The organism is Streptomyces sp. NBC_01520, from assembly GCF_045040375.1.
Lineage (GTDB): Bacteria > Actinomycetota > Actinomycetes > Streptomycetales > Streptomycetaceae > Streptomyces.
Genome location: NZ_CP109404.1, coordinates 1675375 through 1692543, shown reverse-complemented (window position 1 = coordinate 1692543; position 17169 = coordinate 1675375). Strand labels below are relative to the sequence as shown.

The window sequence follows — 17169 nt, the reverse complement described above, 5'->3', positions numbered from 1 at the left end:
AGCCCCCACCACCTGCCGCGCTACCCGCCCGCCGTCAGCAGACCGCGGCTTCCCGGTCGTCCAGCAGCCAGTCCAGAATGGACGGAAGCACCGACAGCGCGTCGAAGTGCGCCGCCGTCGGTTCCATCACGGCGGTGACGTCCGGGATCTGTCCGGCCAGCCAGCGGGAGTGGCCGACAGGCGAGAACACGTCCTTCTCGCCGTGCCACAGCATCACCGGGCCGGTGATGTCCGCCGGGTCGAACCCCCATGGCCGGCAGAACGCGATCGCGTCGTCGATCCAGCCGTACGCCGATGTGCGCAGCCCCTCACGGTAGTTGGCGAGCAGCATCGTGCGGATGCCGGCGTCGTTGACCACGATCCGGTCGGAGTCGGTCAGCTCCCGGCGGAGGTCGTCCAGGAGCCGGACCGGGTCCTGCCGGATCTCCGCCGAGCGGCTGATGAAGGACTCCGCGAGTCCGTCGGGGTCGGCCGCCGCGGTGGAGTACGCGAGTACGTTCGACGCGGCCATCCCGTCGAACCAGTCGAGACCCTCGGCGTCCCAGGGGGCCAGGCCGACGAGCGCGGCGGTACGGGTGACCCGGTCGGGCATCAGCGCGGCACAGGCCAGGGCGTGCGGCGCGCCGCCGGACCGGCCGACGACGGCGAAGCGTTCCAGGCCCAGCGAGTCGGCGATCGCCCGGACGTCCTCGACGACATCCACCACCCGGCGTCCCGGCAGGCGGTCGGAACCGCCGTACCCCGGACGGTCGTAGGCGATCAGCTGCATGTTGCGGTGGTAGAGGACCATGCCGCGTGGAGCGGGCCCGAGCCGGCTGCCGGGCATTCCGTGGAGGAGGAAGACCGGTCTGCCGTGCGGATCCCCCTGACGCTCGACCATCAGATGCCGTCCGTCCGCCACCCGCACCCGACTGCCCACCCCGACTCCTCCGTTCGGTGATTCCGCCCTTTCCGGGCATTACGTGCCCGGCGTGTGCTGTCAGTTCGATGATGGCGCATCAAAGGCATTACCGGCACTGCTTGTCGGAAGGAACCCGTGTTCGCCCAGAGAGCGCCCTGCACCGCATCCGGACCCGCAGCCCCAGCATCCGGACCCTGAAGGGCGAAATCAGGACAGGCGTAGACCTCACCCGCTGACCGTGTTCGATTGCACGCGGTGTTCGCGAACGGAATCGACGTGGCCGGGCGTCCTCTTGTGAACGGGAGGGGAGCGAAGCGTCGCCGTCGTGTGACCGTCCTGAAGTCGGCCTTGTGTGCTACCGGGCGCGTCGGAATAGTGGGCGGCTCCATCCTCCGTGTTCCGGGCACCCCACTTGTCCGAACGCGGCCCCACAGGAGGTCGAAGTTGAAGCACCGACGCATATCCAGGAAGCGTGCGGCCCTGGCCGGTTCGGCCGTCGTCGCCCTGGTTGCAGCAGGAGTCACCTTCCAGACTGCGAACGCCAGCGATGAAGTTCCGCAGTTCACGGCACGGACACTGACAGCGGACGCGGCCGGAAATCTCGCCACCACCCTGGACAAGACCCTGGGCGGCGACGCGGCCGGCGCGTACTACGACGCCGAGGCGAAGAACCTCGTCGTGAACGTCCTCGACGCGGCGGCCGCCGAGCGGGTGCGCCAGTCCGGCGGCAAGGCCAGGGTCGTGCAGAACTCGCTCGCCGAGCTGAAGTCGGCCCGGCAGACCCTCACCGACAAGGCGACCCTCCCCGGCACCTCCTGGGCGGTCGACCCGGTCAGCAACAAGGTGGTCGTCACGGCCGACCGTACGGTCGACGGCGCTGCCTGGGACAAGCTCAGCGCGGTGGTCGAGAGTCTCGGCTCCAAGGCCGAACTCAACAAGTCCGCAGGGGAGTTCAAGCCCCTCATCGCGGGCGGCGACGCGATCTGGGGCGGCGGCGGCCGGTGCTCGCTCGGCTTCAACGTGGTCAAGGACGGTGAACCGTACTTCCTGACCGCCGGACACTGCACCGAGTCCATCACCAGCTGGTCCGACTCGCAGGGCGGCGCGGAGATCGGCGCCAACGAGGGCTCCAGTTTCCCGGACAACGACTACGGCCTCGTCAAGTACACGGCCGACGTGGAACACCCCAGCGAGGTCGACCTCTACGACGGATCCACCCAGGCGATCACCCAGGCGGGCGACGCGACCGTCGGCATGTCGGTGACCCGCAGCGGCTCCACCACCCAGGTCCACGACGGTGAGGTCACCGCCCTGGACGCCACGGTCAACTACGGCAACGGCGACATCGTCAACGGCCTCATCCAGACCACCGTCTGCGCCGAGCCGGGCGACAGCGGCGGCTCGCTCTTCTCGGGCGACACCGCCCTCGGTCTGACCTCCGGCGGCAGCGGCGACTGCTCCTCGGGCGGCGAGACCTTCTTCCAGCCGGTGCCGGAGGCGCTGGCGGCGTACGGGGCCGAGATCGGCTGACCCCGGATCCACGCGTTCCGCGTACGGCGGGCTCGCTGCCTCACCCCCACGTGAGGCGGGCGGGCCCGCCGTTCGTCACCGGGCCCGGGCTTGAGCTCGGCCCGTCCCGCGTGACCCGGGCCAGGCGCGCCCCGCGTCACCGGCCGGGAGGTGTCAGCCCGCCCGCCGCGAGCCGGTCGCCGATGTCGCCCGCGAGCTGTCCGCCCAGGGCGTCGGCACGTGTCAGCAGCCGGGTGAAGGACGTCAGGTGCCGGAACGCCTCCGCGTAGGCCGCCTGCTCCTCCAGGGGCAGTTGCAGCACATGCAGGCGTCTGATGTCGACACGGGACGAGCTCGAAGCGTGCGTACCGGCCTGGCGGCCGTTGGACGGCGCGCGCAGACACCCGGCCAGGAAGTGCGTGTTCAGCTTCTCGGAGTCCACGCGCAGGACGTGGAGCTGGGGGCCCAGGGCGATCGGCGGCCCTTCGTGCACCCAGGCCCGGAAGGCGCGGACCACGCCGGCGACCACGACATCGCCCTCCTCGGCCACGGTCGGCGCCGTCTCGGGAACGACCTCGGTGCTCGGGGTCCCGTCCATCAGCAGGTCGGCGACGGTGAGAAGCGGCAGACCCGTGTCCCGGAGCGGCGGCTGCGCGGATTCCGCCGGCTGCTGCCCGGCGCGCAGGGTGAGAGCACCGGCCTTGACGAGGTCGCCCACCGTGGCCGTCGTACGGGACTCCCCGGCCGAGAGGCCGAGCTTCGACAGATGCCGCGCAAGCTCCGTCAGCCGGCCGAGAGAACCGGTCAGCTCCTCCCACGACGCCGCGAGTTCGACGCCCGACGGGTCGCCGCCCACGGAGGTGTAGCGCCCCGGGGTGAGGTCCACCTCGTCGTCCAGCAGATCGAGGAGAGGAATCCTCACGGCACCGTCCGGGAGCTCGCTCCCCGGCGTGTCGAGCTGCGACACGGCGGACAGCACGAAGTCCGTCAGCGGATCCCAGTCGGGGCCCTGCTCACGCGCACCCGGCTTCGCGAGCCTGGTCGCGTCGACCAGGAGTGCGTCCTGGGCGCCTGAGACGGGACCGTCGGGGGCGGTTCGCAGGACCCACAGCTGGAGCGAGACGCTGTGCGGCTGCGCGCAGCCCGGCGGCAGCGCCACGACCGCCCGCAGTATTCCCGTACGCAGCAGGGACCCCCGGATGCGGCGGCCCGCCCTGCGTGACGCGACAGCCGGGGGGAGGACCACCACGGCGGTGCCGCCGGGCCGCAGATGGGTCAGCAGGTGCTGGACCCACGCCAGCTCCGGTTCGGTGCGGGGCGGCAGCCCGTGGGTCCAGCGCTGGTCGGTGGCCAGTTCCTCGTAACCCCAGTCGCGTTCGTTGAACGGCGGGTTGCACAGCGCGACGTCGGCCCGCAGCCCCGGATACGGATCCGCGCGCAGGGCGTCTGCGGTGGCGATCTCCGCACGCACGTCGGCCCGGCCCTCGGTGGCGAAACCGAGCCGGGCCGCGGCGAGGGCGGCGAGCGCCGGATCGCGTTCGCACCCCAGCAGGGCCAGGCCCGGACCGGCGTACTCCTGCGCCGCCGCCTCCGCCAGATGCCCCGTGCCGCACGCGGGATCGAAGACCGTGAGGCCGCCGTTGCCCTCACCGAGCCGGGCGCCCAGCGCGATCCGGGCCATGAGCGAGGCCAGTCGGGTGGGCGTGGTGCTGAGCTGGCGGACGTGGGTGTCCAGCCACCGCTGCAACAGGAACTCGAACGTCTCGCGCGGCCCTTCGCTCCGCCCCAGCCGCGCCGCCTCACCCGCCAGGTCCCGAGCCTCCTCGGAGAGGTCCGAGGCATGGGAACGGGCCCGCGGGGAACGCATCCGGCGGGCGGCCTCGGCCACGGCAAGCCCGGATTCGTCCCTGCTGCCCAGCGCTTCGAACCGGGGCCACAGGAATTCGCGGCCGGCGACGTCGTGCAGTTTGCCGTTGTCACGCAGCCAGCGTTCGACTTCGGACAGCGAGAACTGGGGGCTCACATCCGTTCCGCCGATGCGGGACGGGAACGAGTCGTGGCGCCGGCGCCAGTTGCTGACCGCCGCACGCCCCACACCCGCGATCCGGGCGATCTCGGCGAGACTGACCGGCACGGCGTTGGCTGTACGCATTCGAGGGTCTCCGGGTCCTTGGCGGGCCGGGCGGGTCGGCGTCCCAGCGGCCTCAGTCAGGGCAGGCTACTACGAACGTTGACTTTGTTCACAGGGCGGATGGGTGGGTCCGGCGTGCGGAGAATGTGGATGCCGGGGAATATCGGCGCATTCGGTCCCGGGCTGGGCGCTGTCCACTGACGACGGGCCCTGCCACGATCACCTCACGTGATGCGGGCGAGTCCGTCGTCCCTGTTCGGGAAGTCCCGTTGTGCGCCCAGGTCACCCCACTGCGACCGGACACGGTTCAACAGCAGGGGCTGTCCCGCGTCACGGCCCCGGACCCCTACGGCACCTCCTCTGATCCCCGCCCGAGGTATCCGTCGGGCCACGGCGACGTCCCCACCGGCCGGTGATCAGGCGCCCGCCCTCCGTGCCGAGCCCCAGCACCAGCAGCACCACGAGCGGGGCCGCGAGCAGTGCCTGCGTCGCGCACGTCACCCGGAGTCCGGTGCGGAAGGCCAGGTAGCCGACCGATGCCAGAACGACGGGTGCGGCCGTCAGGACCAGGAGGACGCGCTTTGTCGAACCGGGGACGCGGCCCTCTCGGGCCGCCCAGGTCCTGAAGCTTTCGGCGTACCAGAACGCGGCGAGCGCGCCGCACTCCACCGCCGTGAGTGCGATTCCCAGAACGAGGTCTCCAGCGAGGAGGAACATGGATCCGATCCTCCACCCGTTCATCGGACCGGACCTGAGCACGGCTACTCATCCGGTCGCACCCGCCCACGCCTGTACAACGGCCGTACCGGGAACGGAGGTACGTCAGGACGACCTGGCCGGGGCGGCGGCGCGGTGGCCCGGGGGCGGGACCTGGGGCGGCGGAGTTCGTCATCCGCCTCAGCAGCACCCCGCGAGGAGCCCGCCTCGTGCGGCGGCTGGCCGAACAGCAGCTCTCCGCGTGGGGGATCGCGTACGGCTCCGGCACCGCCAGGAACGTCGCCCTGGTTGCGGCCGAACTGGCCGCCAACGCCATCACCCACGGCCGCCTGCCCGGCCGGGATTTCCGCCTGGCTCTGCGACTCCTGCCCCACGCCGTGCGCATCGAAGTGACGGACACCCGCCCCGAGCGCCTTCTGTCTGCCCTGTCACCCGCCCGCCCCGATGCCGTTGCAGGACGCGGGCTGCTCATCGTCGATGCGTACGTGGACCGTTGGGGCTGCACATTCCGGGACGCCTGCACCAAGACGGTTTGGGCGGAAGTGACCGTACGAACCATCTTGTGAACTCAGTCAACGACTGACATGCTGGTCGGGCCTTCTTGAGGGGAGGGGCACCTTGCTGGACTACCGGCTTGTTCAGACCGCCGTGATCGGTGACAGGAACTCCGATCTGCCGGTCATCCTGCCCATGGATCCGCACGAGCTGGACTTCTGGCGGAAGGCGCACCCCTCGTACAACTACTGGTGCGGGCTCCAGCTCGGCGGCTGCGGGGGTGAGCTGAGCGACCGTCGGTACACCACCAAGGTGTGCCACTTCGCCCACCATCCCGGCGCCCCCGTCTGTCGCCGCACCGCCAATGGCGAGTCCAGTGCCGACCACCTGTTCATCAAGCAGGGCGTGCGGCGCCTGCTGGGCGAGCGGAAGCTGCGCGGCACGGTGCAGACCCGCGATCTCGGGACCGGCCCCGGAGACGCGGTGGACGTACACCTCGCCGGCAGCCGCCGCAGGTTGCGCTTCCAGCTCAGCCCCTTCGAATACCGGGCCTGGCGCAGTGCCGCCGACGAACTCGCCGCCGACGGCTATGACGTCGACTGGATCCTCGCCTCCGACGGACCGGTCACCCAGCAGATCGTCAGCAGTCACGGCTACTGCCTGCGCGTCCGCTGCGAGACGGTCGGCGGTGAGCGGCGGGTCCACATCGGGGCCGAGGCGCGCGACCGCAGCCTCGCCTGGGCCCCGCTCGAAGACTGCGTGCTGACGCCGTCCGGGATCGTCACGCCGTACGTCGAGGAGATCCGGCTGAACCCGCCGCGGCCGAAACCGCTGGCCTTCCCCCTCCAGGGGGAATGGTGTTCGCGCCGGCCCCCGACGTCACCGCGCCGGCCGCACCGCTGTTCGCGGCGGGGGCCGGTATCTTCTGGTCGCGGACGTGAAGCCGATCGACGGCCCCATCGCCCGCACCTTGGTCTCGCTGCCGGGTGACACCGACGTACCGCCTCCGGAGTACGTCTACCGGGTGCTCGACGGTGCGCGCATCCTCCTGGACGCGGGAGGCGGGGGATGGGCCGTCGAAGCGGACCGCTATGTGCGGCTCAACGCGCACGAGGCCCGGCGCACGGGGTTGTGGACCCCTGATCCGGAAGTCCACGCCCTGCCGTCCGTCACCTCGGAGCCCAGCCGGGTGCCGAAGCGGCCGGCTCCGGCCGCCGCAGTCGTGCCGATGGACCGGACCCAGTTGGTGGCCGCTCTGCGTGATGCCCTGTCGGACTGTGCCGCCCGGTGTGCGACCGTGACGTGGGACCAGCTCGCCCGCACGGTCAACCCTGACATGGTCACGTACTCCCTTGCCGATCGGTGTTCCCTGCTGGTCGAGGTCGACCGGCCCCTCCGCGAGGACAGGCCGGTCCTGTCGGCTCTCATCCGGAGGGGAGGCGCGCCGCTGCCGTACCTGCCGCGCGTACTCACCCAGTTGGGGCTGCGAGGCTCGGAGACCTCGTCCGACCTCGCCCGCTGGGCCGCCGTCGAGACCGAACGGGCTTTCGCCGCTCACAGCACACCGCCGTCGGCCATGCCCGCCCGTCACCGGCCGGGGTCCGGTCACCGAGAGGGACCGCAGCACCTCGTACCTCATCACGCGGCGGCCGGGACCAGCGGCGGAAGTGCCACGCATGAGCACCCTCGCGTTCAGCGCCTCCGTGCGCTTGTGCGCGAACTGGAAGCTTCCGTACCGCGTCTGAGCAGGCCGGCGCGCACCCAGGTGGCCAAGTCGATCGAAGGGGCCCGGTCCTGGCTCGCCTATCACGACAGCGCGGTGACGCCTGAGCAGCGAAGGGTCCTGGCTACCCGCGTTCCCAAGCAACTCGTCCGGACCGTGGAGGCCACGCTGCAGGATGTCCGGCGCATCATCGAATCGCCGGGACGCGACAGGTGAGCCTGGCGGGGGGCGTTGCCCGGCTCGGACGCGGCGACCGGTCACGGAACCGGTGCGAAGACCATCCGCGCGATCGCCGTCAGGATCAGAACGGCGGGTATCGCGTACCACCAGCGACGAAGACCCACCAGCGAGACGAAGGCGGGTGTCAGCGCGGCGGCCGGCAGTTCGATCACCAGGGCGAGGAAGGCCATCGCCCGCGCCGTGTCGGTGACCGTGGAGTCCCACGGGCCCTCGGACTCGGTGAGAAGGGCGTTCAGTGTGAAGAAGCCGCCCAAAGTATGCAGCGCCAGGAGAACCACAGCGCACAGAGCGATGGCGACGACCCCCGCCCATGATCTTCGCGCGGCCCTCTTCGTCTCTGGACGAGTCATGAGGGCCTTGCACTCCGTGATTCGGTCATGGCCACAGGAGCCTAAGGGAGGGCGTCCTGCCGTCGCGCGAGCGGGCCGGTGGTGGGCTGCGGGTGTGTTGCTGCGAGCGGTATCGGCGCGCGTACGACAAGGCCTCCGGGCCCGGGGCGCCGTACGTGAACCACGGGCCCGGAGGGGATGGTGGCGGTCAGGCGGCCTGCGGCAGTCCGCCGGGGGCCGCCTTGGCCGGTGCCACGCCGAAGATGTCCACGGCGTGGTAGTACGTCCAGGCCGTGGCGTTGCACGACGTCAGTGTTCCGCCCGAATAGGCGGCGCACACGCGCTTGAGGTCCGAGTAGAAGGCGGAGTCGATGCGGGCCTTGTTGGCGGAGAACGTGCCGGCGGCCTTGTAGTTGCGGTAGCCGAAGTCGTGGCGGGCGCAGGCGGTCTGGAAGGGGAAGCCGAACGGATTGTCTGGTGAGGTGCTGCAGTAGTCCGTCGTCCAGTCGAATCCGTACGCGGCCCAGGCGCCCTGGTTGTTGCGGGCGGAGTTCCAGGCGTTGTAACTGGAGGCGCTTGTCTGGGTCCAGGAGCTGAGGACCTGGGGCTTGTCGGACGGGGCGGCCGAAGCGGATGCGGCGGGGATCAGCGTGAGCGGGAGTGACAGGCCTACTGCGGCGAGCAGTGTGGCGAGGCGACGGCGCATGAACAACCTCCGTGAGGTGTGGGGGAGCTGTGGTGCGTGCCGTGCTTCGCGGGGTCGCACGGAACCGTCCCAGGATGCCGCCATGCACCTGTCATGCCTAGGTGTTGCGTCAACTGGACGTCAGGAGTTGACGTGCGTGTCGGGTGACGGATATGAGGTCCGCCCGGTGGTGGAGGCGGGTGGCCTGAACCGTGCGAGTGGCGGCTGGATCTGACGCTCGCGAGCCATGTGCGGCTTGTGAACTGAGTCAATGACTGCAATGCTTGGGTGGCGTCGGTTCGTGAAGGGTTCTCCGCCCTGTCGGGCCGTGGCGGTGTCCTGGGCCGGTTCGGGTCGATGTCTGACATGCAGTCATGTGAGCTCCCCGGCCGCCCAACTGACGGTGCGGGTGCATGCCGTAGCGGCGTTCCGCTGGGCGTTGCCAGGGAGGACAGCAGATGAGGACCACCACACGCGACCAGGTCATCGCCGAAGAGCAGAAGGCCGTGGACCGCGCGTACGACTGCTACGCCGAGCGGCTCGCCGAGATGACCGGGACGTCGGCGGCCACGGCCGCCGCCAGCAACAAGGACGGCATCGCCAACCGCCTCGACACCGAGGCGAAGGCGGCGGCGTACGACGGACTCGGTGGCGAATCGCTCGTCACCGCCCGGGTCGACGCGCCGGACGACCCAGGAGGTGCGCCCCGGCCCTGGTACGTCGGGCGGCGGGCCGTCTCCGACATCCGTACCCGTGACACCGTCGTCGTGCTGTGGACCAGCAAGGTCGCGACAGCGTGGCTCGCGGCACAGCCGCACGCGCCCGGCGACATCGCCCTGCGGCGCCAACTGCGCTGTGTGCAGCACGTCGTCGAGGACTACTTCGACGACATCGCCCCGGCCGTCCCTGTCCTGGACCCCGTCCCGGACTCCGCCCTCCCCGTGCTCGGGGCCGTGCCGACGCCCCGGCCGGCCGGGGACGACGCCGATGCGCCGCCCGAGCCCGCCGGTACCGACGCCCCGGAGGCGGAGCCGTCGGACATCGCCGAGCACCCGGCGCGCACACCGGTCCGTACCCCCGCCGACGTCGCCCGGCTCCAGCGCCGCAAACCCCTCGAGCCGGACGACTTCCTGCTCCGCGAGCTCCAGCGCTCCCGCAGCGGCCGCATGCGGGACATCGTCGAGACCATCCGCCGCGACCAGATGGACCTGGTCACGGGCTCGCCCTCGGACATCCTCGTCGTGCAGGGCGGGCCGGGCACGGGCAAGTCCGCCGTCGGTCTGCACCGGGTGACCTGGCTCGTCAACAACGACCACTTCAAGGCCCAGGACATCCTCGTCATCGGCCCGCACCAGCGGTTCCTCGACTACGTCGGCCAGGTCCTGCCCACCCTCGGCACCCGTGACGTCAACGCCGTACAGCTCTCCCGGCTGTGGGACGGTGACGTACTCGGCGACGACACCCCGCAGGTGCGGCTGGTGAAGTCCGGCGAACGCATGTCGGCCGTCCTGCGCCGCCGCGTGGAACAGGAATGCCGTCCGGAAGCCGTCGACGGACTCCTCACCGCGCCTTCCTACGAGGGCGACGAGCCCGCCTTCACCGTCACCGCCGGCAGTACGACCCTGCGCATTCCGCGCACGGAGGTCCACGCGCTCTTCGACGAGGCGCGCGGCGGCGAGGGCGCCCACCGTGAACGCCGCGACCGCTTCCGCAGCCTGCTCGTCGACCGGCTCCTGCGGGAACTCGTCACCCTGGCCCCGCGCCGCGGGGCGGACGGGACGATCCGCCGCAGCCTGGAACGCAACCGCCAGGTGGAGCGCCTCCTCGACCGCGCCTGGCCCTCACCGGGTGAACGGGAGGCCCTGCGCAGCCTCTACGACTCACCCGAACTGCTGCGGTCCTGCGCCGACGGCATCCTCGACGAGGACGAGCAGGCCGCGCTGCACCGGCCTCGGGCCGACAGGGCCGAGGACGAGCCGTGGACCCTGGACGACCGGGTCTGCCTGGAGGAACTCCGCCACCTGGTCACGGGCGAGACGCCACGGCGGTACGGCCACATCGTCGTCGACGAGGCCCAGGACCTGACCCCCATGCAGGCCCGCGCCCTGCGCCGCCGCGTCGCCAGGGGCGGCTCGATGACCGTGCTGGGCGACCTCGCCCAGGCCACCGGCCCGTTTCCGTACCCCGGCTGGGACCGGCTGGGCACGCTCCTCTCCGACCACGGTGACTGGCGCGTCGAAGAACTGACCACCAGCTATCGCGTGCCCGCCGAGATCATGGAGTTCGTCGCCCCGCTGGCCCGCACGGTCGCGCCCTCGCTGCCCTACCCGCGTGCCGTGCGGGAAGCCGGTGCGGATGCCGTACGGACGATCGCGACCGAGCCGTGGAAGCTGCTCGGCGACACCGTCACCCAGGCGGTCCGCCTCGTCGGCAGCAGCGACGGACGCACGCTGCGTTCCGTGGCCGTCATCGTGCCCGACGACTCGGGCTGGCTCGACGAGATCGGCCGGCAGCTGGACGCCGCCGACGGCATCACGGAACAGGAACGGGACGCGGTGTCCGTCCTGTCCGCCGGCCAGGCCAAGGGCATGGAGTACGACCACGTCCTCGTCGTCGAGCCCGCCACCATCGCCGACCGCGGCCCGGCCGGGCTGCGCCAGCTCTACATCGCGCTGACCCGGAGCACCCAGAGCCTGACCGTCCTGCACACCGCGCCGCTCCCTGACGCTCTGACGGAAGCCGACGGTCCGGCCGAACAGCAGCACCGCGGCAGCGATGCCGATGCCGATCTTGCCGGTTCCGATGTCTCTGCCGTACCGGTGGCCGAAGGCAGCATCCCGGAGATCGGCACGGACATCAGGATCCGGGTGGTCGGACACACCACCGGCGGTAACTACAGGGTCGAGGCCATCTCGCCCCGCACGGACCGCTCCCTGCTCATGGCCGTGCGCCACGGCTCCACGCCTCCCGCCGCGGGTGCGGAACTGGACGCCTGGGTGCTCCGCCACGTCTCCGGCGTCAGCTTCGTCACCGTCGACGAGCGTGGCCGCAGGCCCATCTCGCCCTCCATGGCCCCGCGGTACGTGGCCGCGCTCGGCGTCGTCGGGGAACTGGCCGACGGGAGTGTCCCCGACGACTTCCGTGCCCGGCTCTCGGAGCTCAAGGGCATGGCCAACCGCTGCCTGCGCCTGGATCAGCACGACTGGCTGGACGTCTGGCGCGTACTCGGTGCCCCCGACCGGCCACGGCTGAACGCCCTGCGGGACCTCGCCACCGACGCCAACCGCGCCGTGGCCTCCGGCACGCCGGACCTGGACCGGTTCCGGGCCGAACTGGAGCGCAGCGGCTGGGCCGAGGACCTGGCCGAGGCCCGTCGGACCATCGAGGCCCGCATCCGCGCCACAGCCGTCCCCGCGACGGAGGACGAACAGGACCCCGCAGGCCCGGAGCATTGGTCCGCGGAGCCCGAGCTGTCCGAGCCGTCCGGAACACCCACGCCGTCCGAGCCCGAGGAAGCCGAACCCATGACCACCACGACAGCCGCCCCCGCAGCGGGGCTCCTCCAGAACCTGGAAGCCTCGGCGGCAGCGGACCGCGCCTCCAACACCCACGAGGCGCTGCGCTTCGAGCTGAAGGCGGCCCTCTTCCGGGCGGACCGGCAGCCGGAGCCCGAACACGCGGTCGTCGACGTCGCCTGCGTGACCGATGACGGGCACCTGCTCTACGAAGTGCTCGCCGCGGGCCTCACCACGTACGCCGACCTCCGGTCGGGAGCGGTCCGCCTCCGTGAGATCAACCATGCGCTGACCGTGGGGGCCGACCGGCTCTGCCTCGTCCTGGCCGGCCCTCCCGCGGAGGACTGGTCGGCCGCCACGGTCCACGAGGTCTTCGGCGTCCACGTCCTGTGGCGCACTCCGCAGCAGAGCTGGGCCGGCGAGGATGTCGGCGCCTTCCTGGGGGCCGGCCATCCGGGGTGACGGGGGGACCGCCGGCGGAGCCCCCGTCAGGAGGCGCCGTTCACTCGGCGTACGCGGATCGCACCTTCCATGTTCTCCGGGCCGGATCTGTGATCTGCGAGCGAACTGAACGTGGGCCCGCTCGCTCCACCGGGGGCGGGCGGGCTTCCTGCTGTCAAGCGGCGGGCGCGGGCGACGGCTTGACGACGGGTTTCTTCGCCAGTGGGTTGTTCTCGCAGTCGAGTGCCTCGGTGGCTCTGCGGGTCATGAGGTAGAGGAAGGTGACCTGCTGGTCGATCGTCTTCTGCTGGACGTCGGTCCCCATGAGCAGGGTGTTGGAAGCTTCTCCCTGGAGCAGGACCTTCTGCGACGCCGTCTCGAGGCCGCCCGGCATCCGGCACGGCACGGTGAGTTTCGAAATGATGTCGTTGGCTTGGACGGTCGCGTCGTTCATGGTGAAGTGGTGGACCTTCCCGGGAAGCGCTTCGGCTTTGGTTCCCGCCGCATCGCGAGGCAGCCACCCGAAATCAATGCTCACCGTACGTGCGCCGGTGATCTTCTCCGGGCGGTAGGAGCACATGCGTAGGGGGAGCGCCGACCTTTCCGGCCCGCCCGTTTTCAGCCAATCCTGCATCCTCTCGGTCATTGAACCTTTTCCATCTTGATCAGTTGGCGAGTTCGAGGGCGACGACGGCTCGGACGACGGCTGTGATGCGGGTGGTGCTACAGCGGAGCTTCCGCAGGAGCCGCCAGGACTTGAGGATCGCCATGGCGCGTTCACCGAGGCTGCGGATCTTCGTGTGGTCCCGGTTGTGACGTCGGCGCCAGCCGCGCAGGGGCTTGCCACGGATCGGGACACGGATCGCAGGGCCGGCGCCCTGGTAACCGCGGGTGACGAGCCGTCGCCTCAGGCGAGGTTCGAGCCGCCGTGGCCCTTCGCCGCTTCCGTGGCAGCGTCCGGCTTGCGCCGCATCGCGGACAGCAGGGTGACGGCGGTTCCGACGACCGCCCAGGCGGAGAGCACCAGCAGCGATCCGGTGACCGCGTTGCCCTTGAAGTACGCGATCGAGCGGGCCACCCAGGTACCCGCACCCGGTGGCAGGGCGGGGCCGATCGCCCGCCAGAAGTCCGGCAGCATCGGGGGGAAGGCGCCGCCGGCGCTCGGGTTGCCCGCGATCACGACGATCAGCACGGCCAGGCCGATACCGACGATGCCGGTGAGCGCCTCCAGGGCGAGCGTGATCATGCCGACCGCGAAGACGACCAGGGCGCCCAGTCCGGACAGTCCCCACACGCTGCCCGGCAGCGCGCCGAGGATCGGCCCGACGATGACCGAGCCACCGATCCCGCCCGCGATCGAGTACAGAGCCATGACACCGGTGCGGATCAGCGCGCGCTGCCGGTTGGCGGGCCTGGAACCCGCACTGATGGCCAGGATCGAGGCGCAGAGGTAGCCGCCGACGCACCAGCCCACGACCAGGTAGAACGACGAGAGGCCGTCGAAGTCCTGAGCCGACGCCGGGGCCACGTCCACGGTCCGTACCGTGCGCTGCTGGGACGCCTCCGTCTTCGTGATGATCTGGGACAGGGAGTTGACCAGCGCGGTGCCGCCGGAGGCGACGAGCAGGGTGCCGGCGGTTCCCTCGGGGCTGACGATCAGGGCGCCGTCGAGGTCACGGTTCAGGATCTGCTCGCGTGCCTCGGCCGCGCTGTCGACCGCGCGCGTGTCCAGCGGGCCGCCGGGAAGCTCTCCCAGCGGTCATCGCACCGACCGGAGGTAGATGCCGTGGTGCGCAGTGCGACAGGGAGGCCGCCGCGCCCGCCCGCCGATCGGTTGAACACCGGGCGAAAACGGGGGTGTCAGTCCCTTGTGGCAGGGTGTTCTGCGGGCGGGAGAGCCGCCCGTGACGGATCCCGCAGAGCCCAGGGAGCAGCACGTGAACAGCCTCGGCACCGCCCCGACCGGTCGCCGCGCGCAGCGGAGGGGTTCGGACCTCTCCGTGGTCACGCGATGGTGGCAGGGGCTCGGCGGGGACGGGTTCCTCGTGCTTCCGCCGCCGAACCGCAGCCGCTACACCCAGTCCGACGGCCACGAGGACGCCGCCGAGCTCATCGCGGCACGGGGGCTCACCGGCGCCGTCTCCTTCGCGTACTGGCACCGGCAGTCCCATCAGCGGTCCTTCGACCGCTCCGGTGCCCTGACGGGCGAGCTGCTGCTGCACTGGGGCGGCGACCATGCCGCCGTCGCCGCCGGGCTCGGCGAGGGGCCTGCCGGCTTCCGGATCGTCGACGGCGGACCGCAGGGCGCCTTCCGGCTGGACCGGATCACCCGTCGGGACGACGCGGGCCTGCCCGACCCCGCGGACCCCGACGGCGTACGCCAGTTCCTCGACGTGCTCGACGAACCGGTGGACCGCACGGGTCCGTTCCTCCGGTACCGGCCACTGTCCTCCGTAGAAGCCGCGTGGCTCCACGAGCGGCTGCAGGGCCCTCTGGGTCTCTCCGACGCGACCCGCTTCGCGCTCTCGTTGGAGCGGCGGGACGGGCTCACGTCCGACGAGACGGAGCGGTTGCTGCGCGCCTGGCGGGAGGAGTACGAAGGGCGGCTCGCGGAGTGGGGTGCCTGGCGGGAGCTGCTCCACGCGCTGCTGCGCCATGGCCTCGACGAGGCGTGGGAGATCGTCGCCGACCTCGGCCCCCCGACAGCAGCCGTCCTCTCCCGGGTGCCGTCCGAGCGGAGCCTGGCCGTCGTGCGGGACATCGCGCTCACCGGCGACCGCGGCACGGTCCACGCCTGGCTGACGCTCCACCGGTCGCTCCGCGAACCCGACGCGGTGCGGGCTGCTGCCGCCCTCGCGGCGGAAGTGGCCGCGCACGACCTGCCGGAGTCCTCACTGCGCGGGCTGTACCAGGCGCTGATCGGAGCCGTCACAGGCGATTGGCGCCGATGGACGGGGGCGGACCACCGTGCCGGTCAGTCCTACGCCGCCGTGGCGGCGGTCCGTCTCAGCACCGACGAACAGCTGCCGCGCTCCCTGCGCGTTCTCGCCGCGGACGCGGCCTGCGACCAGCTGGACCTCGTGCGGCAGGAGGCGCTCCGTCCCGGTCGCACCGTGCTCCCCGGTACCGGACCCGACGAGGTGCTGGCCGCCGTGGACCGTTACGAGGCGGCCCGGGGTGAACTCCTGGCCGGCACCGGACCCGATCTCACCGCCTACGAGGGCAGGCTGTGCGACGTGTGGCACCGGTACCGGACGCTCACCGACGCCGACGCGCACTGGCTGAGAGCCCGGGTGGCCGACCCGGAGACCGGTCTGCAAGGGCTCGGTTTCTGCCTCGAACTCCTCCTGGCCCACGGCCTGGCCACGGAGTCCGATGTCGATGCGCTGCTGCCGCGCAGGCTGAAGGACCTCACCAAGAAGTACCGGACCACGTACGCCGAATGGCGTCACCCGCTCGTCACCGTGACCTGCCTCGCCCTCGCCCTCGACCATCCGGCCGCGGGAAAGCTGACCTCCTGGTGGAACGGGGCCCGGCCCGTCTGGAAGAACGAGCTGCGGCTCCTCACCCACCTCGGCGCCCCCGACGAGGCCAAGGCCGCCGAGCTGTGGGACTTCGTCACCTCCCCGGCCCACGACGTGGGCCAGCTGATGACCTGGGTGCTGCTCCGGGCCCGCCTCGACGGGGAGCACCCGCTGCTCGTCGCCGACCGGCTGCTCGGAACCCCGGGCATCCGTGCCCATGTCCTGCACCGCGTGCTGATCGGCGTGGCCGACCCCGGACAGCCGCTGTGGCACTACTCCGTCGACCTCCGCAGCCGGAGCTGGTGGCAGCGCGCCCTGGAGGTCGCCGAGCACCCCGGCCTCTCCTGCGAAGCCCGCGCGATCGGCCTGCGGACCGCCCGCGAGCACTACCTCATACATCACCCGGACCAGCTGAAGCCCGCGCCGACCGACGCTGAACGCACGGCGGCCCTCGCCTGGATCGACCGGCACGCCGGCAGCTGAGACGTGTCCTCCGGGCCGGCGACGGATGAGCCGGACGGAGCCGGACGGAGCCGGACGGAGCCGGACGGGGTGACCCGCTGGTGCGCGTACGGCTTGCGCATCGGTGACGGTGCGGGACGCACGCCGTGGTCACGGAGACCTTCCCCGCGCGTGGCCGGGTCGCGGTGGTCACGGAGACCTTCCCCGCGCGTGGCCGGGCGCGGGAGCCCCGCCGAGCCCTGTCCTGTCCTGCCCTGTCAAGCCGGTCCTGCCCCGATCCGTCACGGTGAGTGCCGGATCTGCTGCAGACCGTTTCCGCTCCAGCCTCTCCAGCCGCTTCAGCCACTGCGATTCGCTGAACAACGGTGGCCGGGCGAGCGTCCTGATGGCGAATTCCCTCAACCGCCGTGCCCGCTTGGTGAGGTGACGGGAAGACACCTGTTCCGGCCACCGCTTCCTCCATCAAGGAATCGATTTCATGTTCGAATGCGGATCGC

Annotated in this window: 12 protein-coding genes and 1 pseudogene; 6 read left to right on the top strand and 7 right to left on the bottom strand. The window is 71.4% G+C overall.

Annotated features, from left to right (window positions below; translation table 11 throughout):
• Positions 1–34: 34 nt before the first annotated feature.
• On the bottom strand, positions 35–880 hold the full coding sequence (locus OG524_RS07685) for an alpha/beta fold hydrolase (protein ID WP_405393283.1): 846 nt from the start codon (positions 878–880) through the stop codon (positions 35–37).
• A gap of 465 nt (positions 881–1345) precedes the next feature.
• Here OG524_RS07685 and OG524_RS07680 point away from each other — a divergent pair, with 465 nt between their 5' ends.
• Positions 1346–2431: a S1 family peptidase gene (locus tag OG524_RS07680; protein ID WP_405391693.1), complete on the top strand. Its 1086-nt coding sequence runs from the start codon at positions 1346–1348 to the stop codon at positions 2429–2431.
• Between the two features lie 136 nt (positions 2432–2567).
• On the opposite strand, the gene OG524_RS07675 is transcribed toward OG524_RS07680, so the two are convergent.
• Together OG524_RS07675 and OG524_RS07670 are read right to left on the bottom strand one after the other, a co-directional pair.
• On the bottom strand, positions 2568–4562 hold the full coding sequence (locus OG524_RS07675; RefSeq protein ID WP_405809582.1) for an N-6 DNA methylase: 1995 nt from the start codon (positions 4560–4562) through the stop codon (positions 2568–2570).
• A 309-nt stretch (positions 4563–4871) separates the two neighbouring features.
• Positions 4872–5258 (bottom strand): DUF6234 family protein, encoded by a 387-nt coding sequence (locus OG524_RS07670; protein WP_405809580.1) that lies wholly within the window; start codon positions 5256–5258, stop codon positions 4872–4874.
• A 173-nt stretch (positions 5259–5431) separates the two neighbouring features.
• Between OG524_RS07670 and OG524_RS07665 the strand changes: the two genes are divergently transcribed.
• From OG524_RS07665 to OG524_RS07655, 3 genes are read left to right on the top strand one after another with little or no spacing between them, the layout of a single operon-like run.
• Complete coding sequence (locus OG524_RS07665) at positions 5432–5824, top strand: ATP-binding protein (RefSeq protein ID WP_405393284.1); 393 nt, start codon at positions 5432–5434, stop codon at positions 5822–5824.
• A 52-nt stretch (positions 5825–5876) separates the two neighbouring features.
• The gene (locus OG524_RS07660; RefSeq protein ID WP_405809578.1) at positions 5877–6743 is read left to right on the top strand and encodes a hypothetical protein; all 867 of its coding nucleotides are present in this window, start codon (positions 5877–5879) and stop codon (positions 6741–6743) included.
• Positions 6691–7692: a hypothetical protein gene (locus tag OG524_RS07655; protein ID WP_405809577.1), complete on the top strand. Its 1002-nt coding sequence runs from the start codon at positions 6691–6693 to the stop codon at positions 7690–7692. Before OG524_RS07660 ends, OG524_RS07655 begins: the two co-directional genes overlap by 53 nt.
• Before the next feature lie 41 nt (positions 7693–7733).
• On the opposite strand, the gene OG524_RS07650 is transcribed toward OG524_RS07655, so the two are convergent.
• Together OG524_RS07650 and OG524_RS07645 are read right to left on the bottom strand one after the other, a co-directional pair.
• Positions 7734–8066 carry a hypothetical protein gene (locus OG524_RS07650; RefSeq protein ID WP_405809575.1) on the bottom strand — a complete coding sequence of 111 codons (333 nt, stop codon included), beginning with the start codon at positions 8064–8066 and terminating at the stop codon, positions 7734–7736.
• 187 nt (positions 8067–8253) lie between these two features.
• A complete protein-coding gene (locus OG524_RS07645; RefSeq protein WP_405391699.1) occupies positions 8254–8751 on the bottom strand; it encodes a phospholipase in 498 nt (165 codons plus the stop codon).
• 437 nt (positions 8752–9188) lie between these two features.
• Here OG524_RS07645 and OG524_RS07640 point away from each other — a divergent pair, with 437 nt between their 5' ends.
• A complete protein-coding gene (locus OG524_RS07640; RefSeq protein ID WP_405809573.1) occupies positions 9189–12707 on the top strand; it encodes a HelD family protein in 3519 nt (1172 codons plus the stop codon).
• A 154-nt stretch (positions 12708–12861) separates the two neighbouring features.
• Here the strand turns inward: OG524_RS07640 and OG524_RS07635 are convergent, their stop codons facing one another.
• Both OG524_RS07635 and OG524_RS07630 read right to left on the bottom strand, forming a co-directional pair.
• Positions 12862–13332 carry a hypothetical protein gene (locus tag OG524_RS07635; protein ID WP_405391701.1) on the bottom strand — a complete coding sequence of 157 codons (471 nt, stop codon included), beginning with the start codon at positions 13330–13332 and terminating at the stop codon, positions 12862–12864.
• A gap of 261 nt (positions 13333–13593) precedes the next feature.
• A pseudogene (locus OG524_RS07630) lies at positions 13594–14442 on the bottom strand (DUF3533 domain-containing protein); the annotation flags it as partial.
• A 148-nt stretch (positions 14443–14590) separates the two neighbouring features.
• Between OG524_RS07630 and OG524_RS07625 the strand changes: the two are divergent.
• Positions 14591–16693: a hypothetical protein gene (locus OG524_RS07625; protein WP_405809571.1), complete on the top strand. Its 2103-nt coding sequence runs from the start codon at positions 14591–14593 to the stop codon at positions 16691–16693.
• Positions 16694–17169: the final 476 nt, after the last annotated feature.